Source organism: Desemzia sp. AGC72 (assembly GCF_057334175.1).
The window spans coordinates 192335-210117 of sequence record NZ_JBHFIG010000006.1 but is presented as its reverse complement, the minus strand read 5'-3'; the positions used below and the strand labels follow the sequence as shown (position 1 = coordinate 210117).

Genomic DNA, 17783 nt, shown 5'->3' with positions numbered 1-17783 from the left:
CTCTACTGGAGCATTCAAGTAGAAAAGGTTGCATAATTTAGAAACAGCAGTTACAATAAACGAATGACAACTTACTTATTGTAAGCCGTCATTCACTTTGAAAGGATGGTTAAAATTGACTAAATTAGGCAAATCGATAGAGTTAAAGCGTGGAGTAACGCTTAAAAACCGTGCAGTAATGGCACCTATGACAAATATGATGAGCTTTTTCGATGGGACTGTTACAAAAGATGAAATCGAATATTATGCACTAAGAAGTGGTGAAGTTGGCGCTGTTATAACAGCTGCTGCTAATGTTCAAGAGATCGGAAAAGGTTGGGACGGTGAAATTGGCGTCTTTGATGACCGACACATAGAAGGTCTCGCTAAACTTTCTGCTGCAATCAAAAAATCTGGTACAAAGTCAATATTACAAATTTTTCATGGTGGTAGAATGACACATTCTTCCATTCTAAAAGGGAAACAACCCGTTTCTGCCAGCGCAGTAAAAGCTGAGCGTCCAGATGCAGAAGAACCAAGAGCATTGACTGAAGCAGAAGTCTTAGAAGTTATCGAAGACTTTAAAGCTGCAGCAGTACGTGCTGTAAAAGCTGGCTTCGATGGTATTGAAATCCATGGGGCAAATACCTATTTGATTCAACAATTCTTTTCTCCACACTCTAACCGCAGAGAAGATCAATGGGGCGGAAGTTTAGAAAAGAGATACTCTTTTGTTGACCGCTTAGTGAATGAAATCATTGAAATCGTAGAGAAAGAAACCAATGAGCCTTTTATTATTGGGTACCGTTTTTCACCAGAGGAATATGAAAACCCAGGAATCCGTTTTGAGGATACCTTATATCTTGTAGACAAGCTTGCTGATAAGGACTTAGACTATTTACACATTTCTATTGGAAATTACAAACAAATTTCTAGATCAGAAAGTTATCAAGATAAATCAATGATTGAGTATATCAACGACAAAATCAATGGAAGAGTTCCTTTAATCAGTGTTGGAGATATCAGATCTGGCGCTGACGCTGAAGACGTACTTCAAAACAGTGAAATGGTTGCGTTGGGACGAGTACTGCTTGCTGATCCTCATTGGGTAAGTAAAGTATTAAGCGGTAGAGAAGACTTGATTCGAGAGTCCGTCACTATAGAAGAGCGTGAAGAACTACGCTTAAACACAGGCGTTTGGGGATTTATGGAAGTCATGATGCCTGAGAGAATCAAGTAATCTTTTCTGCTAACTACCCATACATCAATTTGAATAGTCTGCAATATAAATATTCTGTTACAAAACAACAAAGAGGTTGGGATAAAAATCCCAACCTCTTTGTTGTTTTTATTTTGATTTATTTTACCAATTGAACTAAAAGTTTTCAGCTAATTTGTAAGTATCCATTCCAATGAGTTTAGACTCTAGCACTTGATTGATTTTTTCATGATCCACTGTAGGATAAAGTTCTTTTATCAATTCCAATGTCTTTTGGGCACCTTGATCCATCGAATGTGCTCCTGATAATAAAAGAATGTCCCCCTGTTCCAACTGTGCAACTCCGAACTGCAAGGCTTCGTCTAATTCCTCAAAAAAAGCAACTTCAATCTTGTTTTGTTCCATTACTTTTAAGAACGCTGCTAGCTCTTCCGGAGTAACCTCATCTTTTTTCTCCACATGTGAAGAAGCTGTTGTCAAAATGATTTTTGCGACATTCATTTGATCGAAACAGGCTGCTAACGTTTCAGCGATTTCTGTACTGTGTTCGGGTCCGTTGCTTCCTCTGAGGGCGTGTACAAGGTGCAGTTTATCGTAAGTTAAATGACTGATGGTTTCCATACAAGAGTGGATGTTGTTCTGGTTGAGCAATAAGTCGTCGATCACTTTGAATTCATTGTCATAAAGAATTTGGAATCGTCTCTCGACTCCGCAAAAGTTTTTGATTCCTTGTTGTACTACTTCTATTGGAATGTCGTTGACCAATCCTGTAACCAGAGCCGTAAGTGCATTGTAAATCGAATGGTACCCCGGAACCGACATTTCCAACCTAAAACTCACCGGTTCAATGCGATTTCCACTCAGTGTTTTAAAAGGTTTTTGAATATGAACGGTAAAGGACGGCATCCCAGCCGAGAATTGGATATCTGAAACGCTTATAGTACCGGAATTGTTTTCAATTCCAAATGTAACCACTTGAGCTTCTGTCTGATTCGCTAAAGGAATGAGCAGCAGTTCGTCAATGTTTAAAATAGCTGTACTCATTCTAGGAGCATTCCTTATCAAAGAAGCCTTGGCATCAAAATAAGCTTCAAATGATTCGTGCAATCGGATGTGTTCAGGACTGATATTCATAAAGGCTACTACATCAAATTCCGTATCGTGGACTCGTTTCAATTCTAATGCCGAAGAAGAAACTTCCATAGAGACATGAGTGATCTCTTGATCTCTCATCTTCGCCAAATACTGCTGCAAGTCATAAGACTCTGGAGTCGTTAACTGGCTCATTTCAATCTCTTTATCACACTTGACCAAAATCGTTCCTATTAATCCGGTTTTCAATTGATAAGCTTTAAATATCTCCTCCATCATGTAGGTAATCGTCGTTTTACCATTAGTTGCGGTTACTCCGAACAGACTCATCGATTTAGAAGGATGACCAAAAAAATTACTCGATAACAGAGCTAAAGCTTCTCGGCTATCAGAGACCTTGAGTTGAAGAACACCTATATCTGCAATAAAATTTTCAACGATAATAACTGATGCTCCATTGATTACTGCTTGTTTGGCATATTTATGCCCATCTGTCTTGTGCCCTTTGATACAGACAAATAAAGTATCTGCACTGACTTCTTTTGTGTGATACGCAATTTTTTTGATATCGATTTCATTTAATTTCGCTTTAAGCTGTTCAGGACAGCTAGAGTCGATCTTTACCGATTTCAATAAGTCCTTTAGTTTCATAATGATCGTGACTCCTTCAGTGAGTGTATGAGTAATCTCTCCAACCTATTTTTAGACAAATTACGTCTATTGTTAAATTTTAGTTTACAATCTTCTCTACTGAATGTCATATAATCTGCTCACAGAAAATAAGTAACCAGCGACTATTCTGTATCAAATACAGTCCTCTTGGTACGTTACTGAACCCTATACCATTCTGATTTCTATTGATATAATAAAATCATCAAATACATGCGGAGGTAAAAATGGATTCTAAACTCATTATCATCAGAGGCAACTCTGGAAGCGGGAAAACGACCACTGCTCAACTGCTCCAAAAACAATTTGATTATGAACAAGCCATGTTGATCTCACAAGACACTATTCGAATCGACATTTTAAATACTAAAGACCGACCTTTAAATCCTACGGTAGACCTTGTAAAACTGATGGCTGAATTCGGTAAAGACAAGTATGAATACGTCATCATTGAAGGGATTTTTGCTTCTGTAAGATATAAAGAATTATTTGACGAGTTAATGAATTTGTTTGCTCCACATGTCTATGCGTACTATTATGAGATTCCATTTGAAGAGACTGTTATACGTCACCAAACGAGAGATAAAGTGAATGTTTTTGGTCCTGACAGAATGAAAAAATGGTGGTTGGAAAAGGACTACTTAAATACTGTGAATGAGACTATCATTGATGAGTCGTTCAGCCAAGAAGAGGTATTGGAATTGATGCTGACAGATTTACTGAAGCAATAAGTGTTTTTAACTTGAATTAAATGGAGGTGCTGTAATGATCCTACACGATTTAGATGGGGTTACTTTTAAATTAAGGAAAGCTCGAGATTTCAAGTGGCTGAAAAAATATGGTTCTGCTTTTTGGAGTATTGACGAGACAGGTTCAGGTTGCATTTGTATAGGTATGCAAAACGAGAATCAAAAATATTTTTGTAAAATAGCTGGTGTAGAAACTTTAGAAGCTGACGTCTCGCCTCTAGAATCTGTAAATGTACTGAAGCATTCTGTACAACTATATCAAGATTTGTGTCATCCGAATTTAACAAAAGTGATTGAACATTACGAATATGAAGATATGTATATCGTTGTTTTTGAATGGTCAGATGGGGAGTGTTTATTCGATCACTGGAATTTTGATCAATACAAAACTAACTCCTCCTTGAAAAGCCCTGCTCATAGATTCAACGAATTACCGGTAAAAGAAAAATTAGATGCAGTGACTGTTTTATTTTCATTTTTGACCACTGTCTCAAACGCTGATTACGTAGCAGTCGATTTTTACGATGGAAGCATCATGTATGATTTTTCGACCAAGAAAACGACTATCTGTGACATAGATTTTTTCCAAAAAAAGCCGCTCACCAATACATTAGGTAAACATTGGTTTGGCACAAAACGATTGAAAGCTCCAGAAGAATATGTATTAAACGCACGAATAGACGATGACACAACTGTATTTACGCTTGGTGCTTTGATTTTTAACTTTTTTGGTGAATTTTCCCCATCTGATATTGCTGTGAGGTATGAAAACAACCAATTCTTTCCTTGCTCTTTTGACAAATGGCAACTAAATGAAGAAAGTTATGCTGTGGTATTAAAAGCAACTGGTTTAAATAGGAAACATCGTTTTCGGAATATGACTGAATTTCATGCAGCATGGAATAAAGCTATAGCTCTATAACCTATTCCCTATAATAAGTGTAGACATTACATATCATTGATCTTTCACTTACAAATACAATCATTTTTATTGTTCACTTTCTTTCAGCTTTTAAAAAGCAGCTATGTTAAACTCATAGTAAGAATATTTCTAAGGGGGATAAGAAATTGACAGAGAAAACATTGGTACTACTTAAACCTGATGCGGTAGAACGTAATCTGATCGGCCGTATTTTAGTTGAATATGAAAGAAACGGACTAACCGTTTTAGAGATGAAACTAATGAAAGCCTCTCCAACATTAGCGGAACAGCATTACGCAGAACATGAGGGAAAACCTTTTTTTGACCACTTGGTTGCTTATCTGACAAGAAGCCCCTTAGTTGCCTTAGTGTTAGAAGGAGAAAATGCTATTAGTCGCGTACGAGCATTGAACGGAACTACTGATCCTGCAGATTCTCCCGACAACACGATCCGCGCTCTTTATGGAAAAAGCATGTCTGAAAATACCGTTCATGCCTCCGATTCAACAGAAAGTTCCAAACGAGAAAGAGCGATTTGGTTCGGTTGATTAAGCATGGATAGTTAAAGAAAGCTGCGCCAACAATAAATGTTGGCGCAGCTTTCTTGTAGGATTCAACCTTAACTTTAATCAGTGGTGTATTTCCACCCATGTTCTTCATGGTAAATCATTTGTTTCGACATCCCGCCGTCTACTACAAATTCTTGTCCTGTGATGAAACCTGATTTGCTTTCATCTAATAGGAATTCCACCATGTGGAAAATATCTGCTGGATAACCTACCCTACCTACTAAGTGCTGGGAGTGGTCGCTTGTGGACAATGCCATTGCTTGTTTTTCAAGTTGGAAATCGTTGGTTTCGATCCATCCTGGACTGATGACGTTTACTCTGGCTTTACTACGAAGACTGTTCGCCATGGAATGGGCAAGTGAAAGCAATGCTCCTTTCGAGCTGCTGTAACTCTCATTGTTTTCCATACTTTGGCGATTTCGGGTAGAAGACATCAAAATGATACTGGCAGAATCAGAAAAATATTCCTCAAATTGCTGCGTTAAATAATAGGCCGTTCCCACATTGACTTTCAATACTTCCATAAATTCGTCGTACGTTGCTCCAGAAACTAATCCACCATTGTTGATAGCCGCATTGTGGATAAATCCATCAATCTGATCTGTTCGTTCCGTTACGAAACGGGCAAACTCTTCTAAAACAGTCTGACTTGCCAAATCTCCGTAAAAGAAATGAGTATGAGAAGAAGACAACTCTTTCTCTAAAGCCTCTCCTGCTTCTCGATCACGATCAATTACATACAACTCTGCTTTCCCTGCCAAACTTTCCACAATCGCTCGTCCGATTCCATTTGCTCCGCCGGTAAGTACGATTTTTTTCATCATTATCCCCCCAGTTTATTCAGTGATTCTCTCATTTTTGGTGCTGCAAATCTTTTTTCATCGTCCAAGAACCGCCGTCGTCTTGGTATTCTTTTTTAAATCCACTATTTTCGTAGAGTCTCAAGGCGTTTTTATTCCGTGGATCTACACTCAATGATATAGCAGAATATCCTAAATCTTCAGCTAAATCCATCATTTTAGACAACAAATCTTTCCCTACCCCTATACTCCTATATGAAGTTTCAATCGCCATTCCAAGTTCCGGTGTATTGTTATCCACAAAACCATAACCAGCATTTTCTTGATCCAATAATCTTATCCACACGGCGCCTATAGGATAATTGTTCTCATTCACCGCTACTAAAGCATGGTCATGTTCTTTACCCCAATGGCTTAAATATTTTTCTATCGTTGGTTCTTTCAAAATAGCTAAACTAGGTGCTTCTTGCCCTTCAGGAACATGAATAGATTGATACAACATTTCCCACAAGAACGGTAGATCTTTCATTTCAAATGGCTTGATGGAATAATTCATAGCGGTTCCTTTCTCCTATCAATTTATATATGAAAAAATAGTTGGCAATCATAGTATATAACTCACTTACTCTGGCGCAACTAATTCAACTTTTATTCTATCCGGGTCTTCAAAATAAACAGCGTAATACCCTTCTCCGCCAGCAAAAGGATGCTTATCCGAATAAAGAATGTTGACACCTCTCTGTTTCAACTCTTTTATCATTTCACCTACTTGTTCTCTAGATTCGGCATGAAAAGCTAAATGATTCAACCCTACTCGACATCGATGATAAGGCACATTCAAGTATTTTTCCTCAGCTTGCACAAAAACAATGTAGGACTCTCCTGATTTCCAACTTTTTCCCAGTTCCCAAGTTTGGAAGTCTTCGTACCCCAGCTCTTCTAATAACCAACCTCAGAAATTAGTAGATCTTTTTAAATTTGAAACATATATCTCGATATGATGAATCAGCCCTTTTGACATTGTGCATGCTCCTTGTCAATAAGTACATTTTACCTAATATACTTTCTCTATAGCAAAAGAAATCCTAATTAATTAGTAAGTAAAACCTGATTGGCTGCTACAAGAAAGTGACAATATTACAACTTGTTGCTGATTACGATAACAGCAACTTTTTTATGTGATAAACTAATATTATAAATCGTTTTAGGAGGAAAATAAAAGTTGGAAGTACATAAAGGTAGAAGTTCATTTTTTGATGGAAGTCTTTTAAGTTTAATCGGTTGGAGTATTTTAGGAGCAATTATCACATTCTTTACTTTAGGAATTGGTTATCCCTGGGCATTGTGTATGGTCTATGGATGGAAAATCAATCATACAGTAATTGAAGGAAAACGAATGAGATTCCATGGTTCAGCTGTAAGTTTATTTAGTCATTGGATCAAATGGTTCTTGCTTTCAGTTATTACTTTAGGCATATACAGCTTCTGGGTCACTATTAAATTGGAAGATTGGAAAGCGCGCAATACAATCTTTGTAAACTAGAATACACATGATTTTATTCTGTCAATTAAGTAGCACTCATAAAAAAATCTATAATTAGTTTTTCAGCTAAAATAAAAAGACCAACAAACCAGTTTAAAAGTTTGTTGGTCTTTCATTAGAATGTTTAATCCATTATAAGGTAGTGCAGATGAACAACACCACTTTTAAAGCGATGTTCACTGACAAGCTTGAGTTGCAAACTAAGATTATTCGGTAACGCCTGTTTTCCCCCACCCAAGATAATCGGATGAATAAGCAAATGACACTCATCAATTAAGCCAGCTCTCATAGCCTGCCCGGCAAGATCAGCACCGCTAATGGTAATATCCGTACTAAATGACTTCTTCAATTGCCGAATAGTATCAGGATTGAATTCACGTTCAATTCTAGTCTTGTCACTTGAAACCCCTTCAAGCGTCCGGGAGTACACAACTTTATCAGCCGATTGCCAAATTTGAGAGAATTGCTGCATCACCTTTGGCTGCTCACCGCTAGCAAAGTTAGCTGGTGTTCGAGGGTCTTCTGTCTCCCAATACACCATAGACTCGTACATTCGACGCCCGTATAGGTAAGTGCCAATCGAACGTTGAAAGTCCGTCCAGAATGCAAAAATCTCATCATCAGAAATTGACCACTCGAGATTTCCACTTTTATCCTCTATATAGCCGTCCAAAGATACGTTAATCGGGTAAATTAGTTTAGGCATTTCAATAGCACTTCCTATTTTTGTATTATTTAACTCGTCCATTTTTCTAGAATATTAAACTTGTTATACTAATTTTAGCAAATAAAAAAGATGTATCAATTTATATGTTACAAAAATCAAGAATTTATTTCTGAGGTAGATTTTGTATATTTGAAGCAAGTATTTTTAACATTTAGCTATATATTCTAAACACGATAAACGGATCAAAATGGTCAAAACAAACAGCGTAATATCGTGTATATTTAATAATTGTTCGGTTATATTGAATATTTATTTTTTATTTAGTATTAATACTGTTGTTTTATTATATACTAGAGAAGAACCAGTTCTTTTTATCCATAACCTACAAACTATTATATAGAAACGAGGAAATTAACAATGGGAGTTTTTCAACGACTGAAAGAATACATATACCTTAAGAAAAGTATCGATATTAAGAAATTGGAATTAGAAAATTTGATTTTCGAGGAATCTTCTTTACAAACGGAAATCGATACAAAAAACAAATTGCTAGATGATAAAGAAAAACTTATACAAGACTTCAAAAATATAGTCGAGGCTGAAAATCAAAATAAGAAAGAGCTAATTATCAATGCTGCCGAAGTCGAAGCTGAAAACATAAAAAAAGAAGCTAACGAAGAACTCTCATCATTATTGCTGACAATTAATCAACGCAAACTAGAAAATGAAGATTTAAATATTGAAAATTCCAAATTGCAAAAAGAAATAAGTCGTTATATGAATCAAGCTCGTAAATTCAAATCACAGTTGGCAGGTTTAAAAAACTTTGAAGAAAGATTCCCTTATACTATTGACCTAGAGGGAGTGGATTCCATTGTGAAGGAACTACACACTGAATTAGATGATGAGAGTCTTGTTGGTACTATAATAAGACTTCATTTGCATTCAGATAATTCTAAAGAACTAAAAAAATTATCCAATGCTACAAAAAAAGAAATAACTAATCTATTAATAAACTATGAAAATAGATACACAACAAAAGCTAATAAAACAATTTATAATTTAATGATTATTGGTCTTCAATCTGAAATGCAAATTCTCTTATATAAGCTTACCTATGAAAAATTAGACATTACAAAACAATCAGTTAAAGACATAATGACGAAATACTTAGTGATTGCTGCCGAAGGAAACAAAGCAATCCTCCCAACTATTACAAAATTTATTTCTGAAATTGAACCGTTGTACTTAGAATTGGTGGATATTGAATACCGATACTATATTTATAGACAGAGAGAAAAAGAAGAGCAGAAAGCAATTAAAGAGCAGATGAAGCAAGAAGCTGAGGAAAGAAAAGCTCTTGAAGCAGAACGTAAAAAGTTAGAACAGGAAGAAAATAAATTTAAAACAGAAATTGAACGAAATAAAGAAATCTTACAGTTAGAAACTGATGAAATAAAAATACAACAACTAAAAAGTCGACTACTGGAACTGGAGTTACAATTGGATAGCGTTGAAAATAAGAAAGAAGAGATAGCTAGTTTAGCTCTTGGGAAAGCTGGTTATGTATACATAATTTCGAATATGGGTTCTTTTGGTAACAGTACTTTTAAAATAGGTATGACTAGAAGAATGGAACCTCAACAACGAGTAGATGAACTAGGTAGCGCTTCTGTTCCATTTAGATTTGATGTGCATGCTCTTATATTTAGTGATGACGCAGTAAGCTTAGAAAACGAACTTCATAAAAAACTTTCAAATCAAAGAGTAAATAAAGTTAATTATAGAAAAGAGTTTTTTAAGACGGATATCGCCACTCTAGAGCTATTAGTTGAAGAAATCGACCCAACTGCCGAATTCAACGCTACTATGTTCGCTGAAGAATATAACCAAACATTAGCTTTAGAAGAAAATTTAAAAACTGAAGCTATGATTTAAACTATAAATAAAGAAGCCTGTATGTATTTTTACTAATACATACAGGCTTCTTTTATGTTATTCCCACTCAACAGTAGCTGGTGGCTTACTCGTTACGTCATACACGATACGGTTAACGTGTTTTACTTCGTTTACAATACGGACTGAGATTTTTTGCAATACATCCCAAGGGATACGTGCAAAGTCAGCTGTCATTCCGTCGATAGATGTTACAGCACGGATTCCAACTGTGTAGTCATACGTACGGCCATCTCCCATTACTCCGACACTGCGGAAGCCTGGAAGAACAGTGAAGTATTGCCAGATGTCGCGGTCAAGGCCGGCTTTAGCAATTTCTTCTCTTAAAATGTAGTCGCTGTCGCGAACGATCTCTAATTTTTCTTCTGTCAACTCACCGATGACACGAATTCCTAGACCTGGGCCTGGGAACGGTTGGCGCCAAACTAAGCTTTCTGGCATACCCAATTCCATTCCTAATTCACGAACCTCGTCTTTGAATAAAGCATTCAATGGTTCGATCAATTTGAATTGCATGTCTTCAGGAAGTCCACCTACGTTGTGATGTGATTTGATCGTTTGAGCAGTAGCTGTTCCACTTTCGATGATGTCAGTGTAAAGTGTTCCTTGAGCTAAGAACTCAACACCTTCAAGTTTTGTCGCTTCATCATCGAATAAGTACACAAATTCATTTCCGATAATTTTACGTTTTTGTTCTGGATCGCTGACGCCTTTTAATTTAGCCATGAAACGTTCTTTAGCATCAACACGGATAATGTTCAAGCCGAATTTGCCGACTAAACTTTCCATAACTTGTTCGCTCTCGCCTTTACGCAATAAACCGTGATCGACGAAGATACATGTCAATTGGTCGCCGATTGCTCTTTGCAATAGAACTCCAACTACACTTGAGTCTACCCCGCCTGATAAACCTAGCAAGACTTTTTTGTCTCCTACAGTTTCGCGGATTTTAGCGATCTCTAAATCGATAAAGTTGCTGATGCTCCAGTTTCCTTCAAAACCACAGACATTAAACGTAAAGTTTCTTAACATGTCGTTTCCATGTACAGAGTGACGAACTTCTGGATGGAATTGAACGGCATGGAAGTTCTTTTGTTCGTTGAACATAGAAGCGATCGGGCAGTGTGCGCTTGTCGCACTGACAACGAAACCTTCAGGAGCTTGAGTAACCAAGTCTCCATGACTCATCCAAACCGTTTCTTCTTCATCTAAAGTAGTGAAAAGAGGTGCTGTACGATCTTCGATGCGAATCTCAGCTTTACCGTACTCTCGGTTTGTACTTGGGCTGACTTCTCCTCCCATCATTTTCGTCATCAATTGCATTCCATAACAAATACCAAAAATTGGGATACCTAAATTAAAAATTTCTGGATCTACTGAAAATGATCCTTCATCATAAACACTCATCGGTCCACCTGAAAAGATGATTCCTTTAACGTTTAATTCCTTCAACTCTTCAGCTGTTGTTGTATGAGGCATCAACTCTGAATAAACTCCAAATTCTCTAATACGGCGTGTGATCAATTGGTTATATTGACTTCCAAAATCAAGTACGATCATTTTTTCCAATTCTTTTGTATCTGTTATAGTTGTCAAAACATTACACCTCTTCTATATTTTTCTTATCATAGTATCATGAATGATATAGATTTGTTAGCTCAAAAAAAATGATAGCGCTTTTTCTAATGAAAAGTTTATTTTCTTCATTATTGACTATTTGATTACCTATTTACTCAGTATTTTTTTAACAGAACTTTATCGATGTAATGCTCTTCGCTTTTACGTAAAATCAAGTCCGCCCGTTTACGGGTAGGAAGAATGAAGTTTTTCAAATTTTCCAAGTTGATTGTTCTCCATACTTCATGGGCATGTGCAAATGCTGCTTCAGGTCCTTTTTGTGCTAATTCATAATAATAGTTGTTCGGATCAGTAAACGCTGTTTCCAGCAATAGTCCGAATCGTTCAATGTACCATTTTTCGATTTGTTCTGGTTCTGCATCCACATAAATCGAAAAGTCAAAAAAATCGCTTATGTAAATCTGCTCGTTCGCGGGTGATTGCAATACATTGATGCCTTCCACGACCAAAATATCCGGTCGGTGCAAAACGTTTGTCTTCCCCTCTATAATGTCATACACTTCATGAGAATAGACTGGAAAAGCAAGATCAGTCTCGCCAACTTTTACTTTGCTCAAAAATGTAATCAATTTTTTCATATCATAACTTTCAGGGAATCCTTTTCGGTTCATGATACCTTTTTCTTTTAAGACCTTGTTTGGATACAAAAATCCGTCTGTGGTGATCATTTCTACACTCAAATCAGTGAAGTAGCTGGCCAGCATTTGAGTCAATAAACGTGCTGTCGTACTTTTTCCAACAGCCACACTTCCTGCGATCCCAATCACGAATGGTTTTGTCTCAGTTCGGTGCTCTAAGAAAAAGGTCTTTTCTTTTTGCAGTTTTTCATATTGTTTGATAAACAGATTGATTAATTGAACTAGAGGTACATAAATCTCTTTTACGTCTGCTAGAGAAATCGGATCGTTCAATCCTCTGATGTTTTCCAATTCTTCAAATGTCATTTTGATGGATGTATCATGTCCTAATTCTTTCCAATCATCACGAGAAATAATGTGATGAGTTTCCGTTTCATTCATGGGTATTTGTCCCTCCTGATTTTGAAAGTTTCGCATAATTGTATCAGATATTCAGTCTTAATTATAGTTTTTCCTTTTGTGTAAGATGAAAATCCGGCTAAATCTTTAAAAAAATTTAATGAGTTTTAGTGAAGCTTAACTACCACAAGTTATTCATCTACTGTACTATTGTAAGTGAGAATGCGTTTTAAATGAGTTATCGAATCATTAAAGGAACTATAAGAAATTCGTATAGGAAGGAGTTCGACAATGAAAGAAGAAAAGAACTATATTGAAATATGGGGCGATGTAGTCGAATTGCGTGACCTTGTCCATTCCATTTTAATCTCTGCCGTCTCCACTATGGGCCTGTATTTCTTAGCTCCAGACGGAAACAGAACATTACAATTATTTTTCGGTCTAGGGGGAGCAGTACTTGGTTTTATTATCTCAGCATTAATGACGAAACCAAAACGCATCATCAGCTCGTCTCAAGAAGAAGACCAACACATTAGTTAGGAGATTAAGAAATGGATGTTTTATTGCTTGTTCAAATGTTTTTCGCTGCATTAAGTGCGGTCGTTTTATACACGTTTATCGGATTTATTCCAGGGACAGATGAAACTTCTGTTCTAATGCCGGTATCATTGGCATTGATTCTCTCAGGAGCTGATCCCATGATTATCTTAACGTTTTTCGTAGCCTCTTTTATTACACTGAATTTAACCAACTTGATGCCAACAGCTCTAGTCGGATTACCTGGTGGCGTTTTGTCTGCTCCAATGATCGATCATGCTATCTACTTAAAGAATGAAGGAAAGTCCAGTGTCATCGTTAAAAAAATGGCGGCTGGAGCTTTGATTGGAACGTTGATCTCAATTCCAGTATCGTTTTTATTGGCAAACTTATTGATTCCATTTGCAGAAGCTATTCAGCCATATGCATCATTACTGTTCGTCGTAGGAGCCGTCTTTCTGTCTTTGATCAGCAAGCACAAAATGCTTTCTTTATTAAGCATTATTCCTTTAGCGATCTTGTTTCAAAGCTTGCGCCACTTATATTGGAGCACTGGAGTTGTTCCGGAAGACGCCAACATCACTACTTCATTTTTCTTAGGGATCACGATTGGACCATTGATCGTGTCATTGATGCAATTATTGAATAAAGAAACACGCAAAACAATGTTGACCGACAGCTACAAGAAAATCACCATCCCAAGTGATTTAGATAAAGAAAAAAGATTGAACCCTTTCAAGATCTTGTCTAGAAAAGAATTGAAAGCTGCGTCTTTTTCAGCACTTATTTCCAATATTTTCTTCGTCTTGAGTCCAGTAGGATTGATCTTGTTATTTGGAGAAACAGTATCTAGTAAAATCAAAGACCCCGAAGAAAAGGCGACAACAACGATCACTACTATGAGTGCTTTATCCCAGTCGACTTACATATCAGGGATCATCATTCCTTTGGTAGCTCTTGGTATTCCTTTGTCTCCTACTGCTATTGGTCCGGGAAGCGCGTTATTTAATGCCCCTCCTGTTTACACAGTTGAAAACAACTTGTTTCATATTTTATCTACAGGAGAAAAAGCGATTGCCATCGTTTTAGGTGCAGCTATAGCATCCACCTTAAGTTATGTTATTATTAATAAGTATGCAGGCAGAATCTCTACATTTGTTCTGAAAAAGATTCCCCACGAAGCCATTTTAGGATTATTTATTTCTTTCATCCTTTTACTTTCCTATATGGATGCAGGCTTAATCAATATTTTTGGAGTGTTATTGATTGGGATCACAAGCGGAACATTAAATAAAATGGGTGTGAACTATGGTATACAGTTCATGACCTTATATGCTGCGCCTTTTATCGTTCAATACTTGGCGCTTATCTAATACAAATCAACCTTTAAGGAGTACGTACCAATGCAGACAGTAAACAACCAAGCTATTGGGAGAGCGACAGGAAAAATCATTTTAATGGGAGAACATGCAGTGGTTTATGGAGAACCATCTCTAGCGATCCCTTTTCCAAAAGCGACTATCCAAACGACTGTTACACAATCAACTGGACCGATTACAGTAGATTGCATTTACCACACAGGGCTATTGACAGATGTCCCTGAACGACTATCCAACTTATTGACTGTGGTAGAAGTCAGTTTAAAAGCTTTAAAACAAGAAATGAAAGATTTTACTTTAAAAATCGAAAGTTCTATTCCCGCTGAAAGAGGAATGGGTTCCAGTGCGGCTGTAGCTGTAGCGACTGTCCGTGCGTTATTCAATTACTTTGAGCAAGAACTGACTCATGACCAATTACTCGAATTAGTTAATGTATCTGAAGTCATTGCTCATGGAAATCCAAGCGGCTTAGATGCAGCCATGACCAGCGGCGAGCAACCTTTGTATTACATCAAAGGGAAACCATTCGTTCCTTTCAATTTGTCTGTAAATGCTTATTTAGTTGTCGCAGATACGGGTATTAAAGGACAAACTAGAGAAGCAGTCGGCAGTATCGCTGATTTGATGACAAAAAATCCTGAAGAGACCATGAAGGACATTCACCAACTCGGTGCCCTAGCTGACCAAGCAAAAACAGCCATTGAACAAAACAATCCGATTGATCTAGGATCTTACATGCATCAAGCTCACCTTCTTCTAGATAAATTAGGTGTCAGCAATGAGCAGTTGAACCAATTAGTTGATGCTGCTTTAGCAAATGGGGCTTTAGGCGCCAAATTGACCGGCGGCGGCAGAGGCGGTTGTATGATCGCTTTAGCAGACAGCGAAAAGACTGCACAACAAATATCAGATACCTTGCGTGAAACGGGAACTTCCAACACGTGGATCTATCAATTGGGGGATGACTCTTTTGAGTAATGAAAAAAAAGTACGCGCATATACGAATATCGCTTTGATCAAATATTGGGGCAAACGAGATGAAAAACTCTTCTTGCCGATGAACAGCAGTCTTTCTTTGACATTAGATTCTTTCTATACCGAAACCTCTGTGTCTTTTGAAGACTCTAGTGAAGACGACATCTTCTATTTAAACGATGAATTGCAAGATACTAAAGCTACACAAAAAGTGAGCCGTTTTCTGGACTTGTTCCGTCAAGAAGCGGGAATTACTTCATCAGCTGTCGTTAAAAGCACCAACTTTGTTCCTACTGCTGCAGGATTAGCTTCTTCTGCTTCTGGGATGGCTGCTTTAGCTGGAGCTGCTAATTTAGCAAGCGGATTGAATTTGGACAAAACGACTTTATCTACTTATGCTAGACGCGGTTCAGGATCTGCAACGCGCAGTATGTTCGGCGGATTCGTAGAGTGGGAAAAAGGAACGAACAATGAAGATTCTTGTGCAATCAAAATCGATGACGCTTCGTGGGACATCGGTATGGTAACGATCATCGTCAATGACAAGCAAAAATCGATTTCCAGTCGTGAAGGCATGAAAAATACAGTTGCCACTTCTCCTTTCTACCCAAGCTGGTTAGAATCTACGGCGGTCGATTTAGCGAATATCAAACAAGCTATCCTCGCAAAAGACTTTGAACAAGTCGGCATGATCACTGAAAGCAACGGCATGAAAATGCATGCGACTATGCTGGGTGCGAACCCTCCCCTATCTTACTGGGAACCGGACAGCGTTCGTGCGATGCAAGCTGTGAGAAATTTGCGTCAATCAGGTATTCCATGTTACTTTACGATGGATGCCGGTCCGAACGTCAAAGTTCTGTGCCGCTTGTCTGACAGTCAAAAAATCAAAGACTACTTAGTTCAAACATTCAACCCAGAACAAATCGTGATTTCTGGACCTGGAAAAGATTTAGAAGAAATCAGCGTTTAAACAATCAAAGCAGCACTGTTTCTTATTTCTGAAAACATTTTTAAGGAGTGTCTTACATGATTAGTGCTTCTGCACCAGGAAAATTATATATCGCAGGGGAATACGCTGTGGTAGAACCTGGTCATCCAGCTATTTTAGTGGCTGTTGATCAATTCATCACCGTCTCTCTTGAACGAACGACGGATATGGGAACCATTCAATCTACACAATATGGAAACTTGCCGGTCACATGGAAACGCGAAAACGACCGTTTAGTCTTGGATAAACGAGAAAATCCTTTCCATTACATTCTAGCAGCTATCGAAGTGACAGAAAGCTACGTAAAATCTTTTGGTAAAGGACTATCTTTCTATCATTTATCTGTCGACAGCGAATTAGACAGCTCCAATGGACGAAAATACGGTCTAGGATCCAGTGCTGCTGTAACTGTAGCTACTGTTAAGGGCGTTTTGCGCTTTTACGGTCTGCAAGACGAATCCAATGAAACGATTTTCAAATTGGCTGCCTTAGCTCATTTGTCCGTTAAGAGCAATGGTTCTTGCGGTGACGTGGCGGCGAGCGTATTTGGGGGCTGGCTGGCATTTACGACATTTGATCGCAAATGGGTATTGCAACAACAGCAAGCTTTATCTGTACGAGAAGTCATCGAGTTGGAGTGGCCTCATTTATCTTTCAAACTACTCACTCCCCCAGCTGAAATGCGTTTATTGATTGGTTGGACTGGTTCTCCAGCATCTACTTCTCATTTAGTAGATGAAGTGACCAGCAAACGAACACAAGACGCACTAGCTTATGATGAATTCTTAGCTGCTAGTTCAGCTTGCGTGAAAGAAATGATTCGAGGATTTGAACAAGGCGATATCAAAAAGATCCAAGAAGAAATACGTCACAACCGTGTGCTGTTGAAAAAAATGAGTCAAACAACCGGAGTCGTAATCGAAACGCCCGCGTTAACTCATTTGTGCAAATTGGCAGAGGACTTCAATGGGGCTGCTAAATCATCTGGAGCTGGCGGCGGAGATTGCGGTATTGTGATTTTTGACCGTAAAGACGGCGTATTATCTTTGATCACAGCGTGGGAAGAACAAGGCATCACCAATTTGCCCTTGCATGTTTACGCAAAAAAATAAATGAATGAT

Annotated in this window: 17 protein-coding genes and 1 pseudogene; 11 read left to right on the top strand and 7 right to left on the bottom strand. The window is 37.7% G+C overall.

What is annotated here, in order from left to right; all coding sequences use genetic code 11:
• The first annotated feature begins 115 nt into the window (after positions 1-115).
• A complete protein-coding gene (locus tag ACE025_RS04425) occupies positions 116-1219 on the top strand; it encodes an NADH-dependent flavin oxidoreductase (RefSeq protein ID WP_485937857.1) in 1104 nt (367 codons plus the stop codon).
• Positions 1220-1354: 135 nt separating this feature from the next.
• Here ACE025_RS04425 and ACE025_RS04420 read toward each other — a convergent pair whose 3' ends face one another.
• The gene (locus ACE025_RS04420; protein WP_485937855.1) at positions 1355-2941 is read right to left on the bottom strand and encodes a Mur ligase family protein; all 1587 of its coding nucleotides are present in this window, start codon (positions 2939-2941) and stop codon (positions 1355-1357) included.
• Positions 2942-3186: 245 nt separating this feature from the next.
• Here ACE025_RS04420 and ACE025_RS04415 point away from each other — a divergent pair, with 245 nt between their 5' ends.
• From ACE025_RS04415 to ndk, 3 genes are all read left to right on the top strand, one after another.
• Positions 3187-3690 carry an AAA family ATPase gene (locus ACE025_RS04415; RefSeq protein WP_485937853.1) on the top strand — a complete coding sequence of 168 codons (504 nt, stop codon included), beginning with the start codon at positions 3187-3189 and terminating at the stop codon, positions 3688-3690.
• 34 nt (positions 3691-3724) lie between these two features.
• Complete coding sequence (locus ACE025_RS04410; RefSeq protein WP_485937851.1) at positions 3725-4630, top strand: protein kinase family protein; 906 nt, start codon at positions 3725-3727, stop codon at positions 4628-4630.
• A 146-nt stretch (positions 4631-4776) separates the two neighbouring features.
• Positions 4777-5178: a nucleoside-diphosphate kinase gene (gene ndk / locus ACE025_RS04405; RefSeq protein WP_485937850.1), complete on the top strand. Its 402-nt coding sequence runs from the start codon at positions 4777-4779 to the stop codon at positions 5176-5178.
• A gap of 77 nt (positions 5179-5255) precedes the next feature.
• On the opposite strand, the gene ACE025_RS04400 is transcribed toward ndk, so the two are convergent.
• The 3 genes and pseudogenes from ACE025_RS04400 to ACE025_RS04390 all read right to left on the bottom strand — a co-directional run bounded on the left by ACE025_RS04400 (position 5256) and on the right by ACE025_RS04390 (position 7008).
• Positions 5256-6020 (bottom strand): SDR family oxidoreductase, encoded by a 765-nt coding sequence (locus tag ACE025_RS04400; RefSeq protein WP_485937848.1) that lies wholly within the window; start codon positions 6018-6020, stop codon positions 5256-5258.
• Between the two features lie 31 nt (positions 6021-6051).
• Positions 6052-6555: a GNAT family N-acetyltransferase gene (locus ACE025_RS04395; RefSeq protein ID WP_485937846.1), complete on the bottom strand. Its 504-nt coding sequence runs from the start codon at positions 6553-6555 to the stop codon at positions 6052-6054.
• A 66-nt stretch (positions 6556-6621) separates the two neighbouring features.
• Positions 6622-7008: pseudogene (locus ACE025_RS04390) on the bottom strand (VOC family protein).
• A gap of 213 nt (positions 7009-7221) precedes the next feature.
• On the opposite strand from ACE025_RS04390, the gene ACE025_RS04385 reads away from it, so the two are divergent.
• A complete protein-coding gene (locus tag ACE025_RS04385) occupies positions 7222-7542 on the top strand; it encodes a DUF898 family protein (RefSeq protein WP_485937844.1) in 321 nt (106 codons plus the stop codon).
• A gap of 124 nt (positions 7543-7666) precedes the next feature.
• Here ACE025_RS04385 and ACE025_RS04380 read toward each other — a convergent pair whose 3' ends face one another.
• Positions 7667-8290 (bottom strand): dihydrofolate reductase family protein, encoded by a 624-nt coding sequence (locus tag ACE025_RS04380; protein ID WP_485937842.1) that lies wholly within the window; start codon positions 8288-8290, stop codon positions 7667-7669.
• A 336-nt stretch (positions 8291-8626) separates the two neighbouring features.
• On the opposite strand from ACE025_RS04380, the gene ACE025_RS04375 reads away from it, so the two are divergent.
• Positions 8627-10147, top strand: a complete 1521-nt coding sequence (locus tag ACE025_RS04375; RefSeq protein WP_485937840.1) for a GIY-YIG nuclease family protein — start codon at positions 8627-8629, stop codon at positions 10145-10147.
• Between the two features lie 57 nt (positions 10148-10204).
• On the opposite strand, the gene guaA is transcribed toward ACE025_RS04375, so the two are convergent.
• Together guaA and coaA are read right to left on the bottom strand one after the other, a co-directional pair.
• A complete protein-coding gene (gene guaA, locus ACE025_RS04370) occupies positions 10205-11725 on the bottom strand; it encodes a glutamine-hydrolyzing GMP synthase (RefSeq protein WP_485937925.1) in 1521 nt (506 codons plus the stop codon).
• Between the two features lie 173 nt (positions 11726-11898).
• On the bottom strand, positions 11899-12822 hold the full coding sequence (gene coaA, locus ACE025_RS04365; RefSeq protein WP_485937838.1) for a type I pantothenate kinase: 924 nt from the start codon (positions 12820-12822) through the stop codon (positions 11899-11901).
• A gap of 249 nt (positions 12823-13071) precedes the next feature.
• On the opposite strand from coaA, the gene ACE025_RS04360 reads away from it, so the two are divergent.
• The 5 genes from ACE025_RS04360 to ACE025_RS04340 are packed head-to-tail and all read left to right on the top strand — an operon-like array spanning position 13072 to position 17774.
• Positions 13072-13320: a hypothetical protein gene (locus ACE025_RS04360; RefSeq protein WP_485937836.1), complete on the top strand. Its 249-nt coding sequence runs from the start codon at positions 13072-13074 to the stop codon at positions 13318-13320.
• A gap of 11 nt (positions 13321-13331) precedes the next feature.
• On the top strand, positions 13332-14690 hold the full coding sequence (locus ACE025_RS04355; RefSeq protein WP_485937834.1) for a tripartite tricarboxylate transporter permease: 1359 nt from the start codon (positions 13332-13334) through the stop codon (positions 14688-14690).
• A gap of 30 nt (positions 14691-14720) precedes the next feature.
• Positions 14721-15674 (top strand): mevalonate kinase, encoded by a 954-nt coding sequence (mvk, locus tag ACE025_RS04350; protein WP_485937832.1) that lies wholly within the window; start codon positions 14721-14723, stop codon positions 15672-15674.
• Positions 15658-16644 (top strand): diphosphomevalonate decarboxylase, encoded by a 987-nt coding sequence (gene mvaD / locus ACE025_RS04345; RefSeq protein WP_485937923.1) that lies wholly within the window; start codon positions 15658-15660, stop codon positions 16642-16644. Before mvk ends, mvaD begins: the two co-directional genes overlap by 17 nt.
• Positions 16645-16700: 56 nt before the next feature.
• On the top strand, positions 16701-17774 hold the full coding sequence (locus ACE025_RS04340; RefSeq protein ID WP_485937830.1) for a phosphomevalonate kinase: 1074 nt from the start codon (positions 16701-16703) through the stop codon (positions 17772-17774).
• The last annotated feature ends 9 nt before the right edge of the window (positions 17775-17783 follow it).

What these genes read in the sequence shown, in the direction of transcription:
- ACE025_RS04400 (WP_485937848.1), bottom strand. Translation starts at nt 6,020, where the DNA reads ATGAAAAAAATCGTACTTACCGGCGGAGCAAATGGAATCGGACGAGCG.
- ACE025_RS04415 (WP_485937853.1), top strand. Translation starts at nt 3,187, where the DNA reads ATGGATTCTAAACTCATTATCATCAGAGGCAACTCTGGAAGCGGGAAA.
- ACE025_RS04395 (WP_485937846.1), bottom strand. Translation starts at nt 6,555, where the DNA reads ATGAATTATTCCATCAAGCCATTTGAAATGAAAGATCTACCGTTCTTG.
- ACE025_RS04360 (WP_485937836.1), top strand. Translation starts at nt 13,072, where the DNA reads ATGAAAGAAGAAAAGAACTATATTGAAATATGGGGCGATGTAGTCGAA.
- guaA (WP_485937925.1), bottom strand. Translation starts at nt 11,725, where the DNA reads ATGATCGTACTTGATTTTGGAAGTCAATATAACCAATTGATCACACGC.
- coaA (WP_485937838.1), bottom strand. Translation starts at nt 12,822, where the DNA reads ATGAATGAAACGGAAACTCATCACATTATTTCTCGTGATGATTGGAAA.
- ACE025_RS04410 (WP_485937851.1), top strand. Translation starts at nt 3,725, where the DNA reads ATGATCCTACACGATTTAGATGGGGTTACTTTTAAATTAAGGAAAGCT.
- mvk (WP_485937832.1), top strand. Translation starts at nt 14,721, where the DNA reads ATGCAGACAGTAAACAACCAAGCTATTGGGAGAGCGACAGGAAAAATC.
- ACE025_RS04420 (WP_485937855.1), bottom strand. Translation starts at nt 2,941, where the DNA reads ATGAAACTAAAGGACTTATTGAAATCGGTAAAGATCGACTCTAGCTGT.
- ACE025_RS04375 (WP_485937840.1), top strand. Translation starts at nt 8,627, where the DNA reads ATGGGAGTTTTTCAACGACTGAAAGAATACATATACCTTAAGAAAAGT.
- mvaD (WP_485937923.1), top strand. Translation starts at nt 15,658, where the DNA reads ATGACTCTTTTGAGTAATGAAAAAAAAGTACGCGCATATACGAATATC.
- ACE025_RS04355 (WP_485937834.1), top strand. Translation starts at nt 13,332, where the DNA reads ATGGATGTTTTATTGCTTGTTCAAATGTTTTTCGCTGCATTAAGTGCG.
- ACE025_RS04380 (WP_485937842.1), bottom strand. Translation starts at nt 8,290, where the DNA reads ATGGACGAGTTAAATAATACAAAAATAGGAAGTGCTATTGAAATGCCT.
- ACE025_RS04340 (WP_485937830.1), top strand. Translation starts at nt 16,701, where the DNA reads ATGATTAGTGCTTCTGCACCAGGAAAATTATATATCGCAGGGGAATAC.